Origin of the sequence: Shewanella sp. SM21 (assembly GCF_025654335.1) — a bacterium.
GTDB lineage: Bacteria > Pseudomonadota > Gammaproteobacteria > Enterobacterales > Shewanellaceae > Shewanella > Shewanella oncorhynchi.
Genome location: NZ_JAKKRL010000009.1, coordinates 111,421 through 134,369, shown reverse-complemented (window position 1 = coordinate 134,369; position 22,949 = coordinate 111,421). Strand labels below are relative to the sequence as shown.

The 22,949-nt window shown below is 46.0% G+C and carries 17 protein-coding genes, 4 tRNA genes and 1 pseudogene; 14 read left to right on the top strand and 8 right to left on the bottom strand.

Annotation, left to right across the window (positions count from 1 at the left end; genetic code table 11):
• Positions 1-128 precede the first annotated feature (128 nt).
• On the top strand, positions 129-2,537 hold the full coding sequence (locus L5L94_RS13815; RefSeq protein WP_263163642.1) for a zinc-dependent metalloprotease: 2,409 nt from the start codon (positions 129-131) through the stop codon (positions 2,535-2,537).
• A 20-nt stretch (positions 2,538-2,557) separates the two neighbouring features.
• Here the strand turns inward: L5L94_RS13815 and L5L94_RS13810 are convergent, their stop codons facing one another.
• A complete protein-coding gene (locus L5L94_RS13810; RefSeq protein ID WP_173247579.1) occupies positions 2,558-4,366 on the bottom strand; it encodes a protein kinase domain-containing protein in 1,809 nt (602 codons plus the stop codon).
• A gap of 249 nt (positions 4,367-4,615) precedes the next feature.
• Here L5L94_RS13810 and L5L94_RS13805 point away from each other — a divergent pair, with 249 nt between their 5' ends.
• Together L5L94_RS13805 and L5L94_RS13800 are read left to right on the top strand one after the other, a co-directional pair.
• Entirely contained in the window at positions 4,616-4,957 is a 342-nt protein-coding gene (locus tag L5L94_RS13805; protein WP_105250285.1) for a hypothetical protein, read from the top strand.
• Positions 4,958-5,059: 102 nt separating this feature from the next.
• On the top strand, positions 5,060-5,716 hold the full coding sequence (locus tag L5L94_RS13800) for a thiopurine S-methyltransferase (protein ID WP_263139787.1): 657 nt from the start codon (positions 5,060-5,062) through the stop codon (positions 5,714-5,716).
• A gap of 275 nt (positions 5,717-5,991) precedes the next feature.
• On the opposite strand, the gene L5L94_RS13795 is transcribed toward L5L94_RS13800, so the two are convergent.
• Entirely contained in the window at positions 5,992-6,183 is a 192-nt protein-coding gene (locus L5L94_RS13795; protein WP_076498521.1) for a bacterioferritin-associated ferredoxin, read from the bottom strand.
• A 261-nt stretch (positions 6,184-6,444) separates the two neighbouring features.
• Between L5L94_RS13795 and L5L94_RS13790 the strand changes: the two are divergent.
• A pseudogene (locus tag L5L94_RS13790) lies at positions 6,445-8,019 on the top strand (PAS domain-containing methyl-accepting chemotaxis protein).
• 86 nt (positions 8,020-8,105) lie between these two features.
• Here L5L94_RS13790 and L5L94_RS13785 read toward each other — a convergent pair.
• Positions 8,106-9,041 (bottom strand): D-2-hydroxyacid dehydrogenase, encoded by a 936-nt coding sequence (locus L5L94_RS13785; protein WP_263163640.1) that lies wholly within the window; start codon positions 9,039-9,041, stop codon positions 8,106-8,108.
• 92 nt (positions 9,042-9,133) lie between these two features.
• Here L5L94_RS13785 and L5L94_RS13780 point away from each other — a divergent pair, with 92 nt between their 5' ends.
• On the top strand, positions 9,134-9,469 hold the full coding sequence (locus L5L94_RS13780; protein ID WP_113939153.1) for a DUF3392 domain-containing protein: 336 nt from the start codon (positions 9,134-9,136) through the stop codon (positions 9,467-9,469).
• Between the two features lie 20 nt (positions 9,470-9,489).
• Here L5L94_RS13780 and L5L94_RS13775 read toward each other — a convergent pair whose 3' ends face one another.
• From L5L94_RS13775 to rsgA, 5 genes are all read right to left on the bottom strand, one after another.
• A complete protein-coding gene (locus L5L94_RS13775; protein ID WP_263163638.1) occupies positions 9,490-10,212 on the bottom strand; it encodes a glycerophosphodiester phosphodiesterase in 723 nt (240 codons plus the stop codon).
• A gap of 14 nt (positions 10,213-10,226) precedes the next feature.
• Complete coding sequence (locus L5L94_RS13770; protein ID WP_263163747.1) at positions 10,227-13,430, bottom strand: mechanosensitive ion channel domain-containing protein; 3,204 nt, start codon at positions 13,428-13,430, stop codon at positions 10,227-10,229.
• A gap of 68 nt (positions 13,431-13,498) precedes the next feature.
• On the bottom strand, positions 13,499-14,380 hold the full coding sequence (locus L5L94_RS13765; protein WP_263163636.1) for a DMT family transporter: 882 nt from the start codon (positions 14,378-14,380) through the stop codon (positions 13,499-13,501).
• A 6-nt stretch (positions 14,381-14,386) separates the two neighbouring features.
• Positions 14,387-15,265, bottom strand: coding sequence for an archaetidylserine decarboxylase (asd, locus tag L5L94_RS13760; protein ID WP_263163634.1), 879 nt, complete (start codon positions 15,263-15,265; stop codon positions 14,387-14,389).
• Between the two features lie 62 nt (positions 15,266-15,327).
• Positions 15,328-16,392 (bottom strand): small ribosomal subunit biogenesis GTPase RsgA, encoded by a 1,065-nt coding sequence (gene rsgA, locus L5L94_RS13755; RefSeq protein WP_105250279.1) that lies wholly within the window; start codon positions 16,390-16,392, stop codon positions 15,328-15,330.
• Positions 16,393-16,504: 112 nt separating this feature from the next.
• Between rsgA and orn the strand changes: the two genes are divergently transcribed.
• The 9 genes from orn to L5L94_RS13710 all read left to right on the top strand — a co-directional run bounded on the left by orn (position 16,505) and on the right by L5L94_RS13710 (position 22,939).
• On the top strand, positions 16,505-17,050 hold the full coding sequence (gene orn, locus L5L94_RS13750; protein WP_006080044.1) for an oligoribonuclease: 546 nt from the start codon (positions 16,505-16,507) through the stop codon (positions 17,048-17,050).
• 190 nt (positions 17,051-17,240) lie between these two features.
• A tRNA-Gly gene (locus L5L94_RS13745) sits at positions 17,241-17,316 on the top strand.
• A gap of 42 nt (positions 17,317-17,358) precedes the next feature.
• Positions 17,359-17,434: transfer RNA gene (locus L5L94_RS13740), tRNA-Gly, on the top strand.
• 121 nt (positions 17,435-17,555) lie between these two features.
• Positions 17,556-17,631: transfer RNA gene (locus L5L94_RS13735), tRNA-Gly, on the top strand.
• A gap of 42 nt (positions 17,632-17,673) precedes the next feature.
• Positions 17,674-17,749, top strand: a tRNA-Gly gene (locus L5L94_RS13730).
• Between the two features lie 924 nt (positions 17,750-18,673).
• Positions 18,674-19,129, top strand: coding sequence for a hypothetical protein (locus L5L94_RS13725; RefSeq protein ID WP_028761762.1), 456 nt, complete (start codon positions 18,674-18,676; stop codon positions 19,127-19,129).
• Positions 19,130-19,397: 268 nt separating this feature from the next.
• Positions 19,398-20,882 (top strand): NAD(P)H-hydrate dehydratase, encoded by a 1,485-nt coding sequence (locus L5L94_RS13720; protein WP_263139781.1) that lies wholly within the window; start codon positions 19,398-19,400, stop codon positions 20,880-20,882.
• 102 nt (positions 20,883-20,984) lie between these two features.
• Positions 20,985-21,443, top strand: a complete 459-nt coding sequence (gene tsaE, locus L5L94_RS13715; protein WP_028761764.1) for a tRNA (adenosine(37)-N6)-threonylcarbamoyltransferase complex ATPase subunit type 1 TsaE — start codon at positions 20,985-20,987, stop codon at positions 21,441-21,443.
• Positions 21,444-21,451: 8 nt separating this feature from the next.
• Positions 21,452-22,939: an N-acetylmuramoyl-L-alanine amidase gene (locus L5L94_RS13710; RefSeq protein ID WP_263163631.1), complete on the top strand. Its 1,488-nt coding sequence runs from the start codon at positions 21,452-21,454 to the stop codon at positions 22,937-22,939.
• Positions 22,940-22,949 lie beyond the last annotated feature (10 nt).

Genomic DNA, 22,949 nt, shown 5'->3' with positions numbered 1-22,949 from the left:
TTTATTTGCTCGGGGCCAGTGATGGCCTCGCGTTATTTACTTTAAATCAATCGCTTGAGATAAGCAGTCATCAAAGATGCCAATGACTTATAAGGTAAATAACGCAGCCAGCCGAATCAGGAGGAAAGATGAAACCCCAAAGTGTAGCCTTAGCCTTATTTATAGCGCTGTTAGGATTTCCCACCGTTACGGTCGCGGCAGCCGCGCCTAGCGCCAAGATCATTAAGCAGGGCCAAGAGGCGAAAGGGTTTCTTAATCTCTATTACGAGGAGTCTGAGGGAGAGTTATATCTTGAGGTCAATCGTTTAAATCAACCTTTTATCTTAGTTACTAGCCTGCCACAGGGCGTAGGATCAAACGACATTGGTCTCGATCGCGGCCAACTGGGTCAGACCCGTATGGTGCAGTTTGAGCGCCAAGGTCCCTATGTTTTACTCAAGCAACTCAATACTCAATATCGTGCGAATACCTCTGATGCCGCCGAGCAAAGAGCGGTTGAAGAAGCCTTTGCTGATTCTGTGTTATGGCAAGGCAAAGTGATTGAGGGCAAGCCAGATTTGGTAGCGATTAACGATCTGGTGCTCAATGATTTACACGGCGTGTCTTCCGTATTGCAACAAACAGAGCAGGGCAATTATCAGCTCGATTTGAGCCGTTCTGTCATCTTACCCAAAGGGATTAAATCCTTTGAGAAAAACGCCGATGTGGATGTGCAACTGACGTTCAAAGGCGATGTTGCTGGCGCGCAGGTCGCACAGGTAACACCCGATGGCACCTTAATGTCGGTGCGGATGCGTTATTCCTTTGTTGAGCTGCCTGATACCGACTATCAGCCGCGGGCTTATCATCCTATGAGCGGTTATTTGTCCGATGAGTATCGCGATTATGCCACGCCCTTTAACCAACCTTTAGTGCAGCGTTTTATCCTGCGCCACCGTTTACAGAAAGTGCATCCAGGCCCAGCGCCAAGCGAAGTCGTTAAACCTATTACTTATTATCTCGATCCTGGCGTGCCAGAACCTATACGGTCGGCGTTGCTCGATGGCGCGCGCTGGTGGGAGACGGCTTTTACTCGGGCGGGATTTATCAACGGCTTTAAAGTTGAGTTATTACCTGTAGATGCCGATCCGCAGGATATTCGCTACAACATGATCCAATGGGTGCACAGGGCGACGCGGGGTTGGTCCTATGGCGCCGCACTGACCGATCCTCGCACCGGTGAAATCATCAAGGGTCAAGTCACGCTCGGCAGTTTGCGTGTGCGTCAGGATTACTTGATTGCTAAAGGCTTAACCGCAGGCTGGCAGGATAGAGTGGCGGCCGAGAAAGCGGCGACTGCCTTGTCGCTCGCACGTATTCGCCAACTGGCTGCCCATGAAGTTGGCCATACGTTAGGGCTCGATCATAACTTTGCCGCTTCGACTAATCAGGATTCCTCTGTGATGGATTATCCCCATCCGAAAATCCAGCTAAAGGGCAATGATATTGATATTTCAGCACCTTACACTACAGGTGTTGGCCCTTGGGATGATTTTACTATCGCCTATGGTTATAGCGATCAAGGTGATGCCCGTACCCAACAAGCACTGCAAGTCGACTTGCTGGCCGATGTGGCGAAACGTGGCTTACGCTATATTGGTGAGGCCGATTCTCGCCAAAAGGATGGGAGTCAGGCCTATGCCAGTTTGTGGGATAGTGGTGACGATCCGATCGATCAGCTGGGTAAGTTAAATAAAATTCGCACTAAGGCGATTGCGGATTTCTCCAGTGCGGCCTTGTTACCCAATGAGCCATTGGGCGAGCTAGCCGATGCCTTTGCGCCAATTTATTTACTGACGCGTTATCAAATCGACGCGGTCGCGAAGTTTATTGGTGGCACTGACTATAACTATCAATCTATCGGTGAAGGCAGCCGCTGGAGCTATATTGCGCCGCAGTTGCAGTTAACGGGCTTAGACGCGCTACTTAACACGCTCGATGCGGCGAGTTTAACTGTGCCGCAATCCTTGCTCGACAGTTTAGTGCCAAAGGCGGGGAATTATCATGCTACGCGGGAATCCTTCGACTCAGGTCTAGGTGCAATTAACGATCCTCTCGGTATGGCTGAAGTGTTTAGCCGTCATACTGTTAGCTTGTTATTGATGCCTAAACGCTTGAATCGTATCAGCCAAGCATCCATGGCAGATAGTGAGCAGTTATCGGTGACGACATTACTGGATAAGTTATTTGCGGCGACCTTGTATCAAGAGGATAAGCTCGCGCTGGTCGAAGGCGTATGGATGCGAGTGAACGCTGTGGTGATTGATGAAGTGCTGGCAACGCTGCACGATCCTCAAACCTCACCAGAAGTGAGGGCAGCGATCAACGATCGCGCTCAGTTTGTGATTAAGCAATTGAAAGCGAAGTCGAATCGAGCGAATGTGAGTCTTGCGGCGCACTATACTTGGTTGCAACAGGGTCTTGCTGCGGGTTTGACCGATGCTAAGGTTAAGCTTATTCCTAAGCCGTTAACCTTACCGCCGGGATCACCGATTTAACCCGATGAACATAGGTGCCATTAGGCGCCTATTTCTTTTGGATTTTTCGGATAAAAGTGATCAGCTTTACGCTCTAGATGAGTAAAGCGGCGGGTGTTTTTGTAGGGCAGTTTCATAAAGCCCGATACGCCGTGACCTTGGATTTTTCCGACATGATGCAAGATGCGATCGAGACTTGCGCGAAACGCCGCTTGCTTACGCGGATTGAGCAGCTTCAAGTAACTGTGAATTTTTAAGTGATTCGGCAGCGCCTCAAAAATGATGCAGCCTGTGTGGTGAATTTGGTTGATGCGGGCTAATTCCTCCATGATCTCCACCGGCAATTCGAGGTTCTCATCGGGATCTTTACCGTCTTCAAAATAAGAATGTAACCGCGACTTATCTTCTAAGGTGGGTACGTCACCGACTTCGAAGGGCAACTGCAGTGCGGCACTGGCGACAAAAGGCTCGCTGGTGTCAGCTCGTTCGATATGCAGTGTGTCTTTGGCGTTAAAGAAACAGGCTTTAAATACCCCTATACGTTTAATTCCCCGCGCGAGATCCACCATATTGTTGACTGCAATGATTAACGCACTTTTTTGTTTTGCATCGTAAATCGCAAGATTGGAGTCGATAAACACGCCGGTTTCCTGCCAATGAATAGCCAGACCACCCACGATCGGATATTGCGCTAAACGACCCACTGCGGCGATAAAGCCTTTTTCGGTATCGCCCATGCCAGCGAGGAAGTTACGATAATATTTTTCGAGCTGAATATCATCCATCTTAGCGATGGGATCTTGGGCGTTGTGCTCCTTTAAAAAGGATTTACGCGAACTGTAGCTGACGGTTTCAACATCTTTGTCGCGGGATTGTACCCATACAGGAATTTCCCCCTGTAAATCAGCTTTGGGCAGTTCAGGTAAATGTAGTCTGTGGCTGTGGCGCATACTTTTTAAAAAGTAATCGCCGGCAATGTTGCGCTGCTGCGGATCAGTGCTGAGCATGCCTTCTAAGGTACGGGCTAATTCTATCGGTAAGCCAATGCTGGTGGGCGAGATCACCTGTGCACCGAAGCGGCTTGCTTGCCCAGAGGCGAGGGCATACAGAGTCGCGGCAACTCCTTGCTCGTCAAAGCGCGGGCTGGAGAGTGCTCCATTGAGTTGCTCTTCGCCGATAAAGTACACATCACCCATGCGGGCGTTGGTATGTTGTTGATCGCTAGACATTAACGCCATCACATTGTCTTCGACGGGTTTGTTATGTTCATCCCGCTGCGCAAATACCGCTGAGCCCCAATCGATTAACGATAAGTGTTGTTGTTCAATATCGTAAACCAGATTAGAAGGTTTGATATCGCCGTGCACTAAAGGCTTGCCCGTGCGCAGGTAATACAAGATATCGGCGAGTTGGCGGGCGATGCTCATGACCATAGCGGTAGGTAAGGCGCCCATGCGGCGGCAAAGTTGGTCGAGATCTTCCCCTTTTGCCCGTTCCATCACGAGTATTCCCTGCTTACCTACTCGCTCAAATTTGATCGCCCCCGGCACATTAGGGTGCTTGAGTAAGGAGAGCATAAAGGCTTCTTCTTCGAGCCGATCTTGAATGTGTTGTGGCAGATTAATCCGTGAAAACTTAAACACATGGGCATCGCCAGCTTGATTGATACCCGCAAACACGAAACCGTAGGCGCCTTTGCCGACCAATTCGATATCGGTATAACCTAATTTGCTCAGCTGTTGTTTACAGAGGCGGATCCACGCCTTGTGTTTACGGGCATCATTGGCTTTGAGCAAGTAAATGGATTGCTCTTCAGAAATATAAAAATGCTGCAGCTGCGGTGTTTGCAAATTGTGCTCCTTGTTTTGTTCATTTAACCAGTAAGCGGGGGAGATAATCAAATAGCGGGTGGCTTTATTTTAGTATTTTGAATGGCATTGATGATCAGCGTCAGGCGCGGCTTACCTATACGATCATTTCGTCACTGACTTTGACTTACATCAAATTAAATCCTCGCGACTATAGGTAATCTTTGGAGCATTAGATGGAATCAATTTTTGTTAATTAACCCACAGACAAAGTGCAGCTAAGGAGGGCGTATGCCCACCCAATATAAAGCCTTGTTGATCGAACTTTTGGAATATCCGCGTAAGCGTATTTTACAGTCAATGGAAGTGACCCATTGCCCGCATGCGGTATTTTTTAATGATAGAGACGAGCAATGTTTAACGTGTCATCAGGGCATGGAATGTATCTGGATGAACCAGAATGACGAGCTGGTGGCCGTGAACGAAAAATCGATTGCCGAGTTAAAACAGCAGTTGTTGATCGCCGTGGACTTTATCGACTCATCTTTAAGCCCACATCATTTATCACGCCGTCAATGCCAATGCGATAACTGTGTTTGGCTGCGTAAAGTGCAAGCCACGTTAGATCAGTAAGTTAGTCTTTACATTGCAGAGTTTGCCGAATGGCAGGAGGTTTTGCATCCACTTTAAAATGTCATTAGAGTAAGGACAACATTAGCGAATAGAGATAAACCCATGGAACCCGGTTTTTGGCATGAAAAGTGGCAGCAGCAACAGATAGGTTTTCATCAGCAAGACATCAATCCTTTCCTCGTTAAGTATTGGCAGCAGCTTGCATTACCCGCAGATACCAAGGTTTTTGTGCCCTTATGTGGTAAGTCGCTAGACATGTGTTTCCTCGCAGAACAGGGGCATCAGGTCATAGGGTGTGAGTTGAATGAATCGGCTGTACAGCAATTTTTTAGCGATAACCAACTCGAGATGACGCAAACGGCCGTGGGTGAACACCAGCATTATCAAACCGAACAGATCAGCTTGTATCAGGGTGATATTTTCACCCTACCTAAGGCTATCACTCAAGACGTGACGGCATTTTATGATCGCGCGGCTTTGATCGCATGGCCAGAAAGTATGCGTGCACAATATGCCAAGCAGTTAGCGAGCTTATTACCTAGCGGCAGTGTCGGTTTATTAGTGACTTTAGATTATCCGCAAGAATCCCTTATCGGCCCGCCTTTTGCGGTATCCTCTACTTGGGTAGAGCAGCATCTAAGTGAGGATTTTGATATTGAAGTATTAGCGTCGCAAGATGTGTTGGCCGACAATCCACGTTTTATTAAGAAAGCAGTGCCTTGGCTTAATGAAGCGGCCTATTTGTTGAAACGTAAGTAGGCTTGACTCGGAAGTTGGATCTGTAACCCCATTGAATTATTCGCGGCTTTCGAGCTTGGAGTTCAGTGGGCTTGTCATTAAAACATCATATCTAAAGTCTAAACTGGCAAGATTATTTAAGACGAAGTGGCGGATAGAAGGCTTTGTTGTCGCGGGACTTTTTTGGATTGAGTTTGCTTGAGCTGGACTAAGTTTGCTTGAGTCAGCGTGGTTTTAACTTGTCGGAACTTTGTTCGTGAGTGAGTTACCCTTTACCACGCTATTCGTGATGAATTCTATGCGACTTCGTAATAATTAGGCTCAAGCTCTAGTTGATTCTGAATGATCTGCACTGCCATTCTGGCGCATTTACCACATTGATCGGCAACACCTAAGCGCTTTTTTACGTCAGCAAGCGAGCTATCGCCCTGGCTTACTGCGTTTTTAATTTGCGTATCAGTGATCGCATGGCAAAGACAAACGTACATATATTAGTCTCCAATCGAATTGCGCTAATTCTAAATGAAAACGCTTATCAAATGCAATCATGTTTTTTGGGTGATTTTCATACTTTAACGCTTTTGTTACATGGCGCACGTTTTATCGTCTATGCTAGGTGTGTTTTAGCACTAAAAAGCTAGGCAGTTTTAGAAGTAGGTTTAGGAATACAGAGTCAGGGTGATGATGCCTCACGGATGGATAACTCATGGATGAATAACGAAGAATTAATCAAAGATCCATAAGGTTTCATGAGAACAAATCTACCAGTTACACAGCGAGAATATGATTATCCAGCGGATTGGATTTTATTGTCGACTACGGATACTCAAAGTCATATCACTTACGCCAATCAATCTTTCTGTACCGTTGCCGGTTACGACCTCGATGCCATGCTAGGCAAGCCCCACAACATGGTGCGTCATCCAGATATGCCTCCGCAAGCGTTTGAAGATCTGTGGCGATGTATCAAAAAAGGCGAGCCTTGGAAAGGGATAGTGAAAAACCGCTGCGCCAATGGCGATCACTATTGGGTCGATGCCTATGTCTCACCGATTTCAGTTAATGGTAAAGTCGTCGAGTTTCAATCTGTACGCACTAAACCCACACGCGATCAGGTTAAGCGTGCAGAAATAGCCTATGCAGAGTTGAACAAAAAGGGCAGCGTCAGCGCGTTAAAACGTACCTTGGATATGCCAGTCAAATTGCTGTTACTCGCATTGGTTGCCATGCTACCTATGCTTTACCTTGCTCTGTAAATTGGCTTAATGGGCTTTATTGCCCTAGCGATAAGTGTCCTAGTATTGCTGGTGGGCGGTAATCTGGTGCTGAGTCGTTACTATGCTTTAGTGACTAAGGCGAAGCATATCTACGATAACCCCTTGATGGCGCATATTTATAGTGGAAGCAGTGATGATCTTGGCGCGATTGATTTAGCACTGCAAATGCAGAATTCAGAGCTTAAGTCGATTCTTGGGCGTGCATCGGATTCCTGTTATAACGTGTCAGAACAGGCCAAAATATCTGCCGCCAAGGGCAAACAAATCCAGAGTACCAGTCAGGCTCAACTATCTGAAATAGAACAAGTTGCTACAGCGATGCAGGAAATGACCGCCACATTAGGCGATATGTCCTCCAATTGTGCCGATGCGGCGAGTGCCTCGCAAATGGCATCCGCTGAAACTATCAATGGCGATAAAACGGTGTCGAGTACTATTCGCTCGATTCAAGCTATGGCGGAGCAACTGCAACAAACGTCAAAAGTTATTACTGAGTTAGAAGCCCACAGTAAAGATATTGGCACAGTGCTCGATGTGATTCAGAGTATTGCGGGTCAGACGAATTTACTGGCATTGAATGCGGCAATTGAAGCGGCTCGAGCGGGTGAGCAAGGTCGTGGCTTCGCTGTCGTTGCTGACGAAGTGCGGGCACTGGCACAACGTACTCACGATGCCACCAAAGAAATCCACAGTATGATTAATCTGTTGCAGCAGGGGACGAATAAAGCTGTTATCAGTATGCAGCAAGGAGTGGTTGCCGCTTCCGAATGTATTTCAACGGCGGATTTAGCGGGTACGGCATTACGTACGATTCGTGAGGCCATTTCGACCATTACCGATATGACGCACCATATTGCCAGCGCGGTTGAAGAGCAATCGAGTGTGGCAAATGAGATGAATCGCAGCGTAGTTAATGTGTCGCAATTTACCCATTCTAGCCATCAACTCGGCAGTGAAATGGTCGGCTTGAATGACGAAGTGACTCGCGAGATGGATTCTCACTCTGTATTAGTCGAGCAATTCTTAAAGCGCAGCTTTAGGATTTAACTGACTAAAATTTAAGATAAAAAAGGCAATAGTCTGACTATTGCCTTTTCTTTTACTGATTTCTAACTCAATTTCTTATCTCTGATCTAATAACCTTTACTAAAGTCGACTCGATTCTGCAGTGGCTCACCCATGATGTAGCGGCGATAGTTTTGGCTAAAGATATCGACGATTTGTGCAGGATGGCTTGGCGCCGAAATATGCGGCGTGATCACGGCATTTTCCCGTTCCCAAATAGGATGGCTATTGGGCAAAGGTTCCTGAGCAAATACATCGAGGATCGCTTGCTGACTAGGATTAGCGATAAGTTGGATATTGAGTGCATCGAGATCGAGTGCATCACCGCGGCCAACATTAAACAGCACTGCATCCGTTTTTAACATAGCTAACATGTCAGCATTGAGAAGATTATGCGTTGCAGGAGTGCTTGGCAGTAGATTTGCAACCACATCGGCCTGTGTTAACGCTTGGCCTAAATTGGCCATCGCTTCTATGGCATCAAAACCTTCTACGGAATTACCACTTCGATTGATCCCTGTGACATGCATGCCAAAGTGCTTTGCCGTCTTCGCGAGATGCTGGGCAATTGAGCCAGTACCGAGTAAGAGTAATCGCATTCCCTGTAGGCTTGAATGGCGCTGCTGGGGTTGAATCAGCCACTGTTTTTGTCCTTGTTGCTGGCGATAAAAACGATGGCCGCGGATATGCGCGAGTAAATAGCCGAATAGATACTCGCTCATCAGCGGGCCGAAAATGCCTTTAATATTGGTGAGTTGATAGTCTTTTCTGCCCCTTGGACTCATCAGGGCATCTATGCCAGCAAAGCTTGATTGTAACCATTGCAGATTTTTAGCATGGGGTAATAGGGGCGCGGCGAGTTTAGGTTCGGCTAACCAAATATCTGCATCAATTATGCTCGTAGGATTATCGTCGAGTAACGTTAAATCTGGGAGACTCTGCGCCTCAATCAAGTCGCGGTACTGTTGATTTGCCTTTGTTAGCAAGAGTAACTTGTGCCCCATGGCGTCTCCCTTTATGCTTGGTTATTGTTATTTTTCAATACGCTGTCGCGGCCACTCAGATGGATTGCGCTGCATATTTTTAGGTTAAGTCTATGTTTGATCAATTAGTCGCCATTATTGCCCAGTTAGGTAATATGCTTCGCCCTTGGGCCTTCGATATTGCTACCGCTATGGTGGTGTGTCTTATTTTGGTTTTTTCAGCGGATGTAAATCGTATCTTAAGGCGTCATTTGTTGGGGCATTCTTTTGTGCTGCGAACATTTGTTTTTATTATTGTGAATGCCTTTGGCTATGGCCTATTGATCGTGAAAGCCACGCCTTGGGTGGCAAGACACATAGTGGCTATGCCATCCCATTGGATGTTTCTGTTAATTGTGGCCATGTTTATTTTTATCGGTTATTGGGCTCAGCGAAATAGCCAAGCTTAATATCGTTATTATTTTTGCCGTTACTCAAAGTAGCCAGAGTAATCGGCCATTGCCTTTTGAGTTAAGGCTTGCATGGCGCGATCGGGGTAATTGCTGAACACGCCATCGACGCCAATCTGCTTAAGCGCATGAATATCATCAATATGATCGACAGTATAAACATAAACCTTGGCACCTCGGTTATGGGCGTCATCTACTAGTGCTTGGTTGATAAAACTCACATCTAAATGCAATGAATAGGCATTCAGTTCGCTTACCACGCCAGCCCCATCGAGTGGAATACTGGCAAGCAGTGGTGCGACTAACGCATCCGGCAACACCTGTTTAAGTTCATGCAGATAGGGGTGATTAAAGGAAGAGATCAGTAACTGCTCCTTCGTAAACCCAAGCTGACTCATAGCCTTTGGGTATAAGTCGATTAACGGCGTGACGGTATTAATGCCTTTTAACTCTATATTGACTATGCAGCGCCCCGCAATCAGTTCAAGTACTTGCCATAGCGTCGGAATGGATTCACCTTTCACATTGATGCTTGCTAGATAGTCCTTGCTCGCTAAGTGAATGACGCCTGTGCCCGAGCTTTTATTATCGAGTCGTCTGTCGTGAAACACGACTAACTCACCTTCGACATTATGTACATCGAGTTCGACGGCTTGCGCACCCAATTCTAACGCTTTAGCCATGGCGGCTAAGGTATTTTCGGCCTGATAACCGCTGGCGCCGCGGTGAGCAAAAATAAGCATGTTCTGCGATCCTATTAGCTTCTAATAATGCCTTGTTGCTCTCGACTTTGACCATTCTTAATATGGATTTCCATCTGCGGATAGGCGAGTTCGAGATTGTTTTCTTTGAGTTTTTTAGTCACTCGTTTATGTAAATCATGGCGCAGTGGCCAACGTGCCGACATATCTTTCGCATAGGCGCGCACTTCATAATCTTGGGTATGCTTACCAAAGCCTGCAAACCAGACTTCAGGTTCTGGGCTGGCAAGTGCATCTTCACATTCTTGCACCGCTTGGTACAGCGTCGCTTCGACTTTGGCTGGATCAGAATCCCGCGCCACCGACACATAAACAATGACCCGCGTAATAGGATCTGACAAGGACCAGTTGATCAGCTGCTCTGTGATAAAGGCCTTGTTTGGGATGATAATTTCCTTTCTATCCCAGTCAATAATGGTGGTCGCCCGAATTTGGATTTTACTGACTGTCCCTGTTAAATCACGAATTGTCACTGTGTCGCCAATCCGCACGGGTTTCTCAAACAAAATGATCAAACCTGAGATAAAGTTGGCGAAAATTTCTTGCAGACCAAAGCCTAAACCGAGAGACAGTGCGGCAATCAGCCATTGCAACTTAGACCATTCCATCCCGAGATTAGAGAAGCCGATTAATAGTCCGAGGAAAACCACCAGATAACGACTGACGGTTGTGATCGCAAAACCTGTCCCGGGCGAGAGATCAAGCCTTTGTAGGATCATTAGCTCAAGTAGGCCGGGTAAATTGGTGGCAATCATTAACGAGAAACCTACTACTATCAGCCCAAACATCAGTGATTTCATGGTAATGGGCAATTGTTGTTCTAAGCCATTCACACTGGTATTGGTCGTCCACAGCGTAATGCCATCGAGGAAGGAAAACAGCGCCGTATGGGTTTGAGTCCACAGACCAATCAAACTGGCTAAAAAGGCCAATAACAAGAGTGAACGCACTAGGCCAAGGGATTGGCTCGAAATGGTTTCGAGATCGACTACGGGTTCTTCGTAGGTATCGAGTCCATCGACGGAAGGGTGATGCGTTTCGCCTTTTTCCCTTTGTGCTAAGCGCTCTGCACGTTTTGCTTTCGCGCGATCGAAGGCGATACGGCGGCGTTCGATTAACATCCACCGTTTGATCAATTGGTATAAGAGCAAGAAACCCAGACCAAGCACGATCGATAATTGCAGTTGTAACAGCATTTGGAAAGCGGTGAAGTAGTAACCCCTAAAGGCTAACACTGCGCTTAAAAGCGGCACAGAAATCAGCAAGGTCCAGAGCATTTTCTGAATGAGTTTTTTGTTTTTACCGTCTTTTTTGGCATCTGAGTTTTTACGGCTCAGGATTAAAATATCTTTGTATAACAAGAATAAAACGATACAGAAAATAATGAATGCGCCGCGGCCTATGCTATTACGCACCAGTGATGTGTCGAGTACTTCGGTAAAGCCCATCAGACCCAATAATGGGCTAGCAATCAGCACAAAGTGTCTGAGCCGTGATTGTCCCGCTTGGATGAGTTTTGAGGGGCGTTTGAAATGGCCGACGAGTACGCCTTTGTCGAGCGTCAGAATAAAGATGAAGCGATATAAGAGATACACTAAACCAATCGCCAGTATGCCCATACCCACTGCTTGCACAAAATTGCGATCGGAATGATAGAAAATCAATCCCGCCATGATCACTGGGAAAGGTTTTATCAACGCATAGCTGATACTGCAGGCGAGCGCTTTGAGAGTATAAATGAATTTATCTTGGGTCACATTGCCCACATAAGTGGTGTAATGATTTAGCAAGCGATTGAATTTAGGAGTGATCAAGTCTTGTACGACTAAACACAGTACCAGCAATATGATCCACCAAGACCAATAATCGTTTTGTTCATCCCAGGCTTTTCCCAGTTCATCCCACTGTGCATGTTGCACAAGCCAAACCGTGCTGCGCTCAAGATCCGTAAGCCATAACTTACTGATACTTGCAGCGTTAGGCACCCAGAATAAATGTTCGTTAAGGGTATTTTTGAGGGTGAGATTCTGTTGGCTCAGTTGTTGGTAATTGACCTTCAGCTTGCCTAATTCACTTAAGTATTGGTCATAGCTTTGCATCAACTGCGAGATCAAACTCTGTTGCGAGTGTAAGAGCTTAATCTGCTGCTCATTGTATAAGCCGGGTTGTTCTAATTCTTGCTCATTGAGGGCTTGTTGCTGCTCTAAATGGTATCTGTCTAAGCGCGCATCGGCGATCAGCGTTTGCAGTTTTTCGTGATTCGGTGGTTTAGGCAGTGATTGCAACATCTGTAAAAAGCGCTCACCAAAGGCGGAGTTCATTTTGACCCAAGTGATCTGCTCTTGGATGTTTGCCAGTTGTTTGGCTTGGGATTGATATTGGGTTTCTGCCTGTTCCTGCTGTTCGACCACATTATTGATCTGCAGAGTTAACGTTTGCAGCTTTTGGCCGTAAATCTGGTTAGTGTCGGCAATATTACGGGTGATAGGATCGATAACTTTTTCGGTATTAACTAAGTTTTTGGCTAGGGTGGCATCCGTTTGTTGCTGACGTTGTTTATTGATTGCCTTGTTGATGGTTTCGATCAAGGCTTCTTGCTGCACCAGTTGTTGGCGGACTAGCTGTAATTGCAATTGCGTCAGTTCAATGCGTTTTTGGCTGCTGGCAAGTTCTGCTTCATCGGTGGCAAGGCTTTGTTCAAAGAAGAGTCGTTGAGTTTGCTGTAACTCTCCCGTAGGGGTATCTAGCGGGGCGAGTTCTGCTTTTTTGTTTTGGGCGACAGTTTGCCTCGCGCTGGCGATAACGGTAGGTAAGTCATTGTGACGTAGTAATAAATCGTTAACTTGTCGGCCAAGGGTGGATTCGCTTTCTTTAAGTTCAGACAAGCGAATATAGGCCATGGAAGCCTGCTGGCTGAGGTCAGTACCTTTTTCCAGTGATAAAGGCTTGTAGGCGTCTTTCAGCGCTTGGTTAGTGCGCTTCTTATGTTGCTCAAAATCAATCTGCGCTTGTTGGAAACTGGCTGCGTTGGCAGCGAGTTTTTCTATGTTAATTTTGAGTTCGTTAATTTGTTCGTCAATGCTGAGATTTTGTTGCTGATCTTGCTTGTTAATGCCAAGACGTTTGTCCAACTGCAAAGGCGAATTGGCAAGTGCGGAAAATGTGAAAAAAGCAATAATGAACAATAAAATACGTGGCATATAGGCTAAAGACATTTAGGGGCGAAAGACGCTCCATATTAGCCAAATTGCGTTGAGATTGGTATGTTTCAGGCGTTCTTTTTTCGCCGCTGTGATTGGTGCGATTGATGGGTTTCGAAGATGGCGGTAGCGACTATGATAGTGCCACCAATTAGAGTGTTGAGATTGAGCTCTTCACCTAAAATGATCAGCGCTAACATGGCGCCATAAAAGGGTTGTAAGCAAGAGACTAGCCCAACCGTTTTGGCGCTGAGTTGCCTCAGCGCAGAAGTAAATAGCGCATGTGGCGCAGCGGTAAAGACAACGCCGAGTAAAATAATTAATCCCCACACTTCTAATGAGATACTGTCCAGTTCCGTTTGGTGCCAAGGCATCAGGAACACCACAGCGACCAAAGTTTGATAGAACATGGCATGGGGGCCGCTGTACTGGGAAAAGTAGCGTTTGTGCAATAAGTTACGGGCGGTGAACAAGATGGCGGACACTATGCCGATGGCAATGCCCAGCGTAGTGTCGTTACCTAAATTGGCCTCAGGGATCAGTAATATCACCCCAATCAGCACTAATACACCGCTGATCATATCGTGTAATTTTATCTTATTACCTGTCAGCAACGGCTCGGCAATCACTGTCATCACCGGATAGGTGAAAAATGCAATCATGCCAATGGCGACCGACGATAATTGCATGGCCGCAAAATAAGTCACCCAATGCAGGCTGACGATAACCCCAAGCCCGATGGCGACCAGATAATCTTGTTTGCTGGCCAGCGTTAGCCGTTTACGGCTGAATTTGACCAGCAAACCTAACACAGTGGCGGCGACGATACAGCGTAGGAAGGTGATGTCGAGGGCGCTGAGCGGGATTAATTTAGAAAACAAAGCTGTGCCGCCAAATAGCAGCACAGCCAGATGCAATTCAATTAATCCCGAAGGTTTAGCAGAACTCAAGAAAACTTAATCCGCTTGCTTAACGTCTTTCAGGTTAGCGAAGGCTTGTCCCATACGTGTTACTGCTTCGGCTTCAACACCTTCAGCAAAGGTCGCGATAGCGTCTTTGGCAAACAACATCACCACAGTACTGCCTAACTTGAAGCGACCCATTTCTTCGCCTTTGTCTAAGGTGATGGCATCTGGGCCTTGGGTTGGATATTCCCAAGTGAAGACTTGCTTACCTGTCGGCGGCGTGACTGTGCCAGCCCATACGGTTTCAATACTGGCAACAATCGTTGCGCCAACCAATACCATAGCCAGTGGACCTAATTCGGTTTCAAAAATCGCCACAACGCGTTCGTTACGGGCAAACAGACCGGGTACGTGTCTCGCCGTTAACGGATTCACCGAAAACAGTTCGCCAGGTACATAGGTCATTTTTGATAATGTGCCTTTAATCGGCATGTGGATACGGTGATAGTCTTTAGGCGCCAGATAGATAGTCGCAAAATCACCGCCTTCGAAGCGTTTAGCATCTTCGGCTTGATCGCCAAGCAAAGTTAACGATGAATAGTGGTGACCCTTAGCTTGGAAGATGCGACCGTTTTTGATGGGGCCTAACTGACTTACCGCACCATCGACGGGATGCACCATGATATCGGCGTCCATATCTAACGGACGAATACCGGGTTTAAGGGTGCGGGTAAAAAAAGCATTAAAGCTTTTATAAGCTTCTGGTTCGCTCTGCGCCGCTTCGCTCATGTCGATTTTATATTGTTTGATAAACCATTTGATGGCGGCAGTGGTCAAGGCGCCAGCTTCGGCTGCAGCGAGTTTACCCACTAAACGAGATAATAAGTGTTTCGGCAGCATGTACTGCAGCGCTATTTTGACTTTATCCAATTTCAATTCCTTTTCTTACTGCTCAATCTTTGCTGAGACTGTTGTTATTTATCAATAAGTCGTTATTCGTCAGTGGCCGCGCGGAAATGGCGGGCATGACGTTGTTCATCTAAGCTGGCGATAATTTTATGGTAATTATTAAAGCGATCTGCGCTGATCTTACCTTGGCTCAGGGCTTCTTGAAGTGCACAGCCGGGATCGTCACCGTGTTTACAATCGCGGAATTTACATGCGCCAAGATACTCGCGAAACTCGATAAAGCACCAGCCGACACGTTGTGCAGGAAGATGCCATAGGGCAAACTCGCGCACGCCTGGGGAGTCAATCAAATCGCCGCCACTAGGCAAGTGCAACAGTTTGGCTGTGGTGGTGGTGTGTTGACCTAAACCTGAGTTATCGGAAACATCACCGATAATAAGCTCTGCATCGGGTAGTAATGCATTGATTATTGATGATTTACCCACACCAGATTGGCCAGCAAACACGCTGACTTTATCTTTGAGTATACCTTTGATGGTATCGATACCATCACCGAGCTTGCTGCTGACCTTATAAACCGGATAGCCAATGTCTTTGTAGCGCTGTAGCGCTTCATCGATTGCCTGCGCTTCATCGGGATTGAGCAAGTCAATTTTATTCAAAATGATGATAGGCGGAATATCGGTATCTTCGGCAGCCACTAAATAACGGTCGATGATCTGGGTGGTAAAGCTGGGTAATACCGAGGAGACAATCAAAATCTGGTCGATATTCGAGGCGATGATTTTCACGCCATCGTATAAATCTGGGCGTGTAAGTGATGAGCGACGTGGATGAACGGCTTCAACAATACCTGCGATGCCGCTATTGGCTTGGCTCTCAATGGCTAAGCGTACGATCACTTTATCGCCAGTCACTAAACTTGTGACGGCACGGCGAATATTACAGCGCACAATTTGGCCGCTTTCAGTTTCTATGTCGGCATGTTGGCCAAAACGTGAAATCACAGTACCGGGCTGTTCTTGCCCCAATGAACTATCCTGTAACTCTGGCGTATTTTTATCGCCACTATCACGATTGAGTCGCTTCTCGTGATTAGCGCGCATACGGCGTAATTGACCTTGGCTTAGGGGTTTCTTTTTACTCACTGATTCGTCTTCGTCAATTAGGTGATTTTTTGTGTTGGAAAAAAGCAGTATGATACACGCTCTTGAATAAAAAAGCCTGAATTTAGGCTAACTGACACGATAAGGCTGATTTATGACGGCAGATGTAAATAATCTCATTTGGATCGATTTGGAAATGACAGGGTTAGAGCCCGACGTCGACAGGATCATTGAAATTGCCACTTTAGTGACAGATCAAGAACTCAATATTATCGGTCAAGGTCCGGTTATCGCAATTCATCAGTCAGATGATGTGCTGGCCGCTATGGACGATTGGAATCAAAAGCACCATGGTGAGTCTGGGTTGATTGACCGAGTTCGTGCTAGTCAAGAAACCGAAGCGCAAGCCGTGGCTAAGACGATTGCCTTCTTAGAGCAGTATGTTCCTAAGGGGGCTTCTCCAATGTGTGGTAACAGCATTGGTCAAGATAGACGCTTTTTAAATCGTTATATGCGCGAGCTGGAAGATTATTTCCACTACCGCAACGTGGATGTCAGTACAATTAAGGAGCTAGTGAAGCGTTGGAGTCCAGAAACTATGGCGGGCTTTAAGAAGCAAAATACTCACCAAGCCTTGCAGGATATCCAAGAGTCGATTGCTGAATTGCAGTATTATCGCAGCAAAGTATTTAAAATTTGACCGATCAGTAGATAAATATGCAAGAAGGGGTTGCAGCCGCATGAATTTTTCATATAATGCGGCCTCAACTTTTTGATGCGAACAGAGATGTGCGGTCATTTAGATTGAATGCGACATTAGCTCAGTTGATAAAGGTTGATAGACGATACCTTTGTTGATGTTGAAGGCAAATGTAGTAGCGATACAAAAGGCGACATTAGCTCAGTTGGTAGAGCGATACCTTGCCAAGGTATAGGTCATCGGTTCGAACCCGATATGTCGCTCCAAATTAAAATTTAGTGATTTGCCAAATCATTAATACAGATTATGCGACATTAGCTCAGTTGGTAGAGCGATACCTTGCCAAGGTATAGGTCATCGGTTCGAACCCGATATGTCGCTCCAAATTAAAACTTAGTGATTTACCAAATCATTAATACAGATTATGCGACATTAGCTCAGTTGATAAAGGTTGATAGACGATACCTTTTTGAATGTTGAAGGCTGATGTGACAGCGATAATTATGCGACATTAGCTCAGTTGGTAGAGCGATACCTTGCCAAGGTATAGGTCATCGGTTCGAACCCGATATGTCGCTCCAAATTAAAACTTAGTGATTTACCACATCATTAATACAGATTATGCGACATTAGCTCAGTTGGTAGAGCGATACCTTGCCAAGGTATAGGTCATCGGTTCGAACCCGATATGTCGCTCCAATTTACTAAATATTCCACTATCAGATTACTCAATTGACATTAGATCAGTTGCGGACTTGATATGGCGATACCTTCTTTTTTACCAAGGTATAGGTCATCGGTTCGAACCGCTCTTGATCAAAATCATGCGGCTCCAATTCCCTAAATCTTCCATTATCACATTACTCAATTGACATTAGATCAGTTGCGGACTTGATATGGTGATACCTTCTTTTTTGCCAAGGTATAGGTCATCGGTTCGAACCGCTCTTGAGCAAAATCATGCGGCTCCAATTCCCTGAATCTTCCATTATCACATTACTCAATTGACATTAGATCAGTTGCGGACTTGATATGGCGATACCTTCTTTTTTGCCAAGGTGTAGGTCATCGGTTAGGACCGCTCTTGATCAAAATCATGTCGCTCCAATTTCAATAAATCCCCCAAAAACTACTTTAGCTAAGATCATTTCAATCGTGTAGCTCATATTGCTATTACTTACAATGCTTAGCCGTTGACTAAGGCATAGATCATTGCTCGAACCTCTCCCTATCAAAATCATTTCGCTGTACTTCCGTTAAACTCCCCAACAGCTACTTTTTCACATCATTCCCTCAATTAGTTCGTCTATATTTTGTCTTGATTCACTGCCATCTACCTCAAGCACTCTATCTCAGATTCACCATGCACAACCAAAGACTTACGAATACCCTTTGGGAAAAGTGCGTTGAGATCTCTTTTGGCTTTTCTCTTTTATATAAAACAGTGTGATAGGATTTAGATGCGTGATCTATAGCGTGTTTCTTCAAGTTTTCCTAAATTAGATAGCTGCGTGAAAGTTAAATTATGACCTTGTTCAAATATTCTTAACGCTTTTACTCACATAATGGAATTAGACAAAATTAATAGCGCCAAGTAGTTGGCCTGACAATGGAGTGCATTATATGCGTATTCAACAATTACGTGATCTACTCGAGTATGTGGCAAATTGCCGCTTAGATATGGCGCAACTCTATGGCCGACTCAACAATCAAGCTGACTCGGCTCGTGTGAAAATGATGTTGGAGTATTTTGAATCACACCAAAAAACCATGGCAGAAAAACTGCGTGATTATATGGATGAAGCACCACATCGTATTCTTGATACTTGGTATAAAGACTTCACTTTTGAAGACTTTACTAAGCGTTGCCAAGATACTATGTTGCCCGCAAACATGAATGAAGATGATGTGCTCAACTTACATTTAGACCTAGAGAATCGTCTGATTGGTTTGTTAGAAAAAACAGTTAACTCAACCACGGCGGAAGATGCGCGCAATGCGTTAGCCAATTTGATCCGAGTAGAGAAAACTCAGCAGCAACGTCTAGTCCATAGTACGATTCGGATGGACGATATCTAAACCGTCATTTCTTCTTGATTCTCAAAGCCAGCCCAGTGCTGGCTTTGGTTTTTATGTCGACTTTGTATCGGCCACTTTTACTCTACTTTGCTCCATTTGGGCGGGTTTCTGCGCCTGAACTGATTTACGTCATAATTTCTCGCTGCTTTTTTTGCTACTTTCTTGATCTATTGGCTGATTTTTATTGGCCTTGCTCAATTCTGCCAAGACTTCTATGGTGAGATTACTCATTATGAAATGGAGTCATTGGTGTCTAAGGAGATCCTTCATGGCACAAGATCTATCGCAATTTCCCAAAGCTCTATACACCCAAACACAAGTTCGCGAAGCGGAACTGAGTGCAGTGTCTCAGGGAGTATCTAGTCTCTATGAATTGGTCGAGCGTGCTGGCGCGGCGGCTTTTGAGTGTTTAGCGAAACATAGCTCCAAAGTCTTACCTGTGTTAATCCTTGCTGGCAGCGGTAACAATGGTGCCGATGCTTTAGTGTGCGCCCGTCTAGCCCGTGCCAGTGGTATGGACGTTTCTGTGATGATGACGTCAGCGGCAGGCACGCCTGAGTGTCAGCAAGCATTGACCCATTATCTTGCTGAAGGAGGAAAATTACTGCCGTTAGAGGTTGAACCTATTCTCGCAGCGAAAATCATAGTCGATGGTCTGTTAGGTACTGGGGTACGTGATGCTGTACGCGACGATATGGCTAAATATATCCGTGCCATCAATGACAATTCGGCTTGGGTATTGAGTCTTGATTTACCCTCTGGAGTCATTGCCGATACAGGCGCTGTAACAGGTGTTGCTGTGATGGCGGATATCACCTTATGTTTTGGTGGTGTAAAGCAAGGTGTGTTAACGGGTAAGGCGCGGCATTACAGTGGCGAGCTTGAATTTGCAGATTTAGGATTAACGCCTTTCTTTGCTGAAGCGAGCGCACAAAGAGTAGGAAGAGAGACTCTTAAGGACTATTTTGCCGCCCGAGCACGGGATAGCCATAAAGGCCAATCGGGGAAAGTCACTGTCATCGGCGGTGATATGGGCATGGCTGGGGCTGTGAGACTGGCAAGTGAAGCTTGCCTACGTGCAGGCGCGGGATTAGTCACTGTGATCAGTCGACCTGAGCATCAACTGACGGTGAATGTCTCCCGTCCTGAACTGATGTTTTGGGGTTGTGATTTAGTCGATATGGAAGTGTATCTGCGCCTTGGTTGGGCGCAGGTTATCGTGCTTGGCCCTGGTTTAGGTAAGCATGACTGGGGGTATAATTTGTTTAAAGCCGTGGGCTTGAGCGATAAGCCTTGTGTTTTAGATGCCGATGCATTGAATCTGCTCAGTAACGAACCAAGGCGCCAAACGAATTGGGTATTAACACCACATCCGGGTGAGGCGGCGCGTTTACTTGGTTGTACCGTGGTCGATATTGAACAGGACAGATTTGCCGCTGTTCGCGCTATACAGCAAAAGTACGGCGGTGTTGTATTACTAAAGGGCGCAGGAACGGTCATTTTTGATGGTCAGCAAATGGTTGTGGCACCAGTCGGCAACCCTGGGCTTGCCAGTGGTGGGTGTGGCGATGTGTTATCTGGTATTATAGGCGCGCTCATGGCTCAGGGAATGGATAATATGCAGGCAACGGTGCTTGGCGTAGTCGTACATGGTTGCGCCGCTGATCTTGCAGCAATACAGGGAGAACGTGGCATGTTAGCGAGCGATTTAATGCCTTTTATTCGCCAATTAGTGAATAGTGATTTACTCTAGACGGAATGTGAGACTCAAGCGGGGCTGGACTTTGTTATGTGCCCTGTGCCTTTTTAGGATTGAGTCGCTTCTCCATCAATAACAGCAGTGATATAAGCGGATATGACAGAGTTAACTTTTTTCTTAGACAACGAAGACGACACTATTGCGGTTGGGCAAAAATTAGCCCGCCATGTCCAAGCGCCTTTGACTCTGTATCTTACGGGTGATTTAGGAGCCGGTAAAACGACGCTGAGTCGTGGCTTAATTCAGGGATTGGGCCATAAAGGTGCCGTTAAAAGCCCGACTTACACTTTAGTTGAACCTTATGAATTAGAAGGTGTCGAAGTTTATCATTTTGATTTGTATCGTTTAAACGATCCAGAAGAACTCGAGTTTATGGGGATCCGCGATTACTTTACGGATAAGAGTCTGTGCATTGTTGAATGGCCAGATAAGGGAGAGGGTTTACTGCCCGCTGCCGATGTCCATATGCATTTAAGTTATCAAAATAGTGGGCGAGAAATACGCATAGAGGCCTTGTCTGAGCCAGGTGAAAAGTTATTAAAAGCGATAAAATAAAAACTAAAATGATAAAAAATAACCCGTATTTTCAAATTATTATTCTTTCTTTATGTTCTTTTTTCTCTGTGGCGGCCCATGCTGCTAATCAGTTAGAAAGCGTACGTATTTGGGCCGCGCCTGAGTCAACTCGAATCGTGTTTGACTTGAGTGGAGTGCCTGATTACACCTATTTCTCTTTAGATGGCCCTAATCGTTTAGTGGTGGATTTAAAAAAGACCACTGCTAAAGTTGTGCTTAAAAATCTTGAAAACAACAGTAAGTTGGTTAAGGGCGTGCGGGTCAGTAAGTCACCGACTAAAGGTGATTTGCGTTTAGTGATCGATCTCGTAAAACCGTTGAATGCAAGCTTGTTTTCTTTGCCTGTTACTGCGCCCTATGGCAATCGTCTAGTGGTTGATTTAGAAGATAAAACGTTAACTACTGCAACGGCTATCGTGTCATCTACACCCGTTAAAACTGTCACCCAAGCGGCGCAATCATCCCGCGATATTGTCATTGCTATTGATGCGGGTCATGGTGGCGACGATCCTGGCTCCATTGGTCCTTCTGGTGTTTATGAAAAAAAGGTCGCCCTAGAAATCGCCAGACGTGTTTCCAGCAAAATCAATGACACGCCAGGCATGCGTGCTGTGATGATCCGTACTGGTGATTATTTTGTGAATTTAAATAAACGCTCTGAACTGGCGCGCAACAGTAAGGCCGATCTGCTGATTTCTATCCATGCGGATGCCTTTACCTCGCCCAATCCACGTGGCGCCTCCGTATGGGTGCTATCAATGCGTCGTGCTAATAGTGAAATTGGTCGTTGGTTAGAACAAAAAGAGAAGCATTCTGAGTTGCTGGGCGGTGCGGGGGAAATTATCCAAAACACGGATAATGAACAGTATTTGGCTATGACGCTGCTCGATATGTCAATGAACAGTTCGATGGCAATTGGCCATTCTGTTGCGGGGGATATTTTAAAAGATTTAGGTGGCGTGACTCAATTGCATAAAAGTCGCCCTGAGTCCGCCAGTTTAGCTGTGCTGAAGTCACCGGATATTCCTTCCATCTTGGTTGAAACGGGCTTTATTTCAAACCCTAAAGAAGAGCGTTTACTGTCGAGTAGTCGTCATCAAGAGAGCATTGCCAATGCTATTTATAAGGGTGTGAGCCGTTACTATCACAACAATCCGCCAGCGGATACTTTGCTTGCCCAAAGAAGGGGAGGAAGCTCTAGCAGTGCTAAGCCAGCCAAAACCACAGCAAAAGCATCAGCAGAAAGAACCTCAACTGAAAGAACCTCAACTGAAAGAACCTCAACTGAAAGAACGCCTACAGCCTATGTTGGTGATGCAGTATCGACAAAGGTTAAACATAAGGTCCGTCGCGGGGAATCTTTATCTGCAATCGCGCAACGTTATAGTGTGCCTATGTCCAGCATCAAACAAGCGAATGGAATGAAGTCCGATGTGGTGCAGTTAGGGCAAACGCTAGTCATACCCCAGAGTTAAATAGGAAAGC

What these genes read in the sequence shown, in the direction of transcription:
- L5L94_RS13815 (WP_263163642.1), top strand. Translation starts at nt 129, where the DNA reads ATGAAACCCCAAAGTGTAGCCTTAGCCTTATTTATAGCGCTGTTAGGA.
- L5L94_RS13805 (WP_105250285.1), top strand. Translation starts at nt 4,616, where the DNA reads ATGCCCACCCAATATAAAGCCTTGTTGATCGAACTTTTGGAATATCCG.
- L5L94_RS13800 (WP_263139787.1), top strand. Translation starts at nt 5,060, where the DNA reads ATGGAACCCGGTTTTTGGCATGAAAAGTGGCAGCAGCAACAGATAGGT.
- L5L94_RS13795 (WP_076498521.1), bottom strand. Translation starts at nt 6,183, where the DNA reads ATGTACGTTTGTCTTTGCCATGCGATCACTGATACGCAAATTAAAAAC.
- L5L94_RS13785 (WP_263163640.1), bottom strand. Translation starts at nt 9,041, where the DNA reads ATGGGGCACAAGTTACTCTTGCTAACAAAGGCAAATCAACAGTACCGC.
- L5L94_RS13780 (WP_113939153.1), top strand. Translation starts at nt 9,134, where the DNA reads ATGTTTGATCAATTAGTCGCCATTATTGCCCAGTTAGGTAATATGCTT.
- L5L94_RS13775 (WP_263163638.1), bottom strand. Translation starts at nt 10,212, where the DNA reads ATGCTTATTTTTGCTCACCGCGGCGCCAGCGGTTATCAGGCCGAAAAT.
- L5L94_RS13770 (WP_263163747.1), bottom strand. Translation starts at nt 13,430, where the DNA reads ATGCCACGTATTTTATTGTTCATTATTGCTTTTTTCACATTTTCCGCA.
- orn (WP_006080044.1), top strand. Translation starts at nt 16,505, where the DNA reads ATGACGGCAGATGTAAATAATCTCATTTGGATCGATTTGGAAATGACA.
- L5L94_RS13725 (WP_028761762.1), top strand. Translation starts at nt 18,674, where the DNA reads ATGCGTATTCAACAATTACGTGATCTACTCGAGTATGTGGCAAATTGC.
- L5L94_RS13720 (WP_263139781.1), top strand. Translation starts at nt 19,398, where the DNA reads ATGGCACAAGATCTATCGCAATTTCCCAAAGCTCTATACACCCAAACA.
- tsaE (WP_028761764.1), top strand. Translation starts at nt 20,985, where the DNA reads ATGACAGAGTTAACTTTTTTCTTAGACAACGAAGACGACACTATTGCG.
- L5L94_RS13710 (WP_263163631.1), top strand. Translation starts at nt 21,452, where the DNA reads ATGATAAAAAATAACCCGTATTTTCAAATTATTATTCTTTCTTTATGT.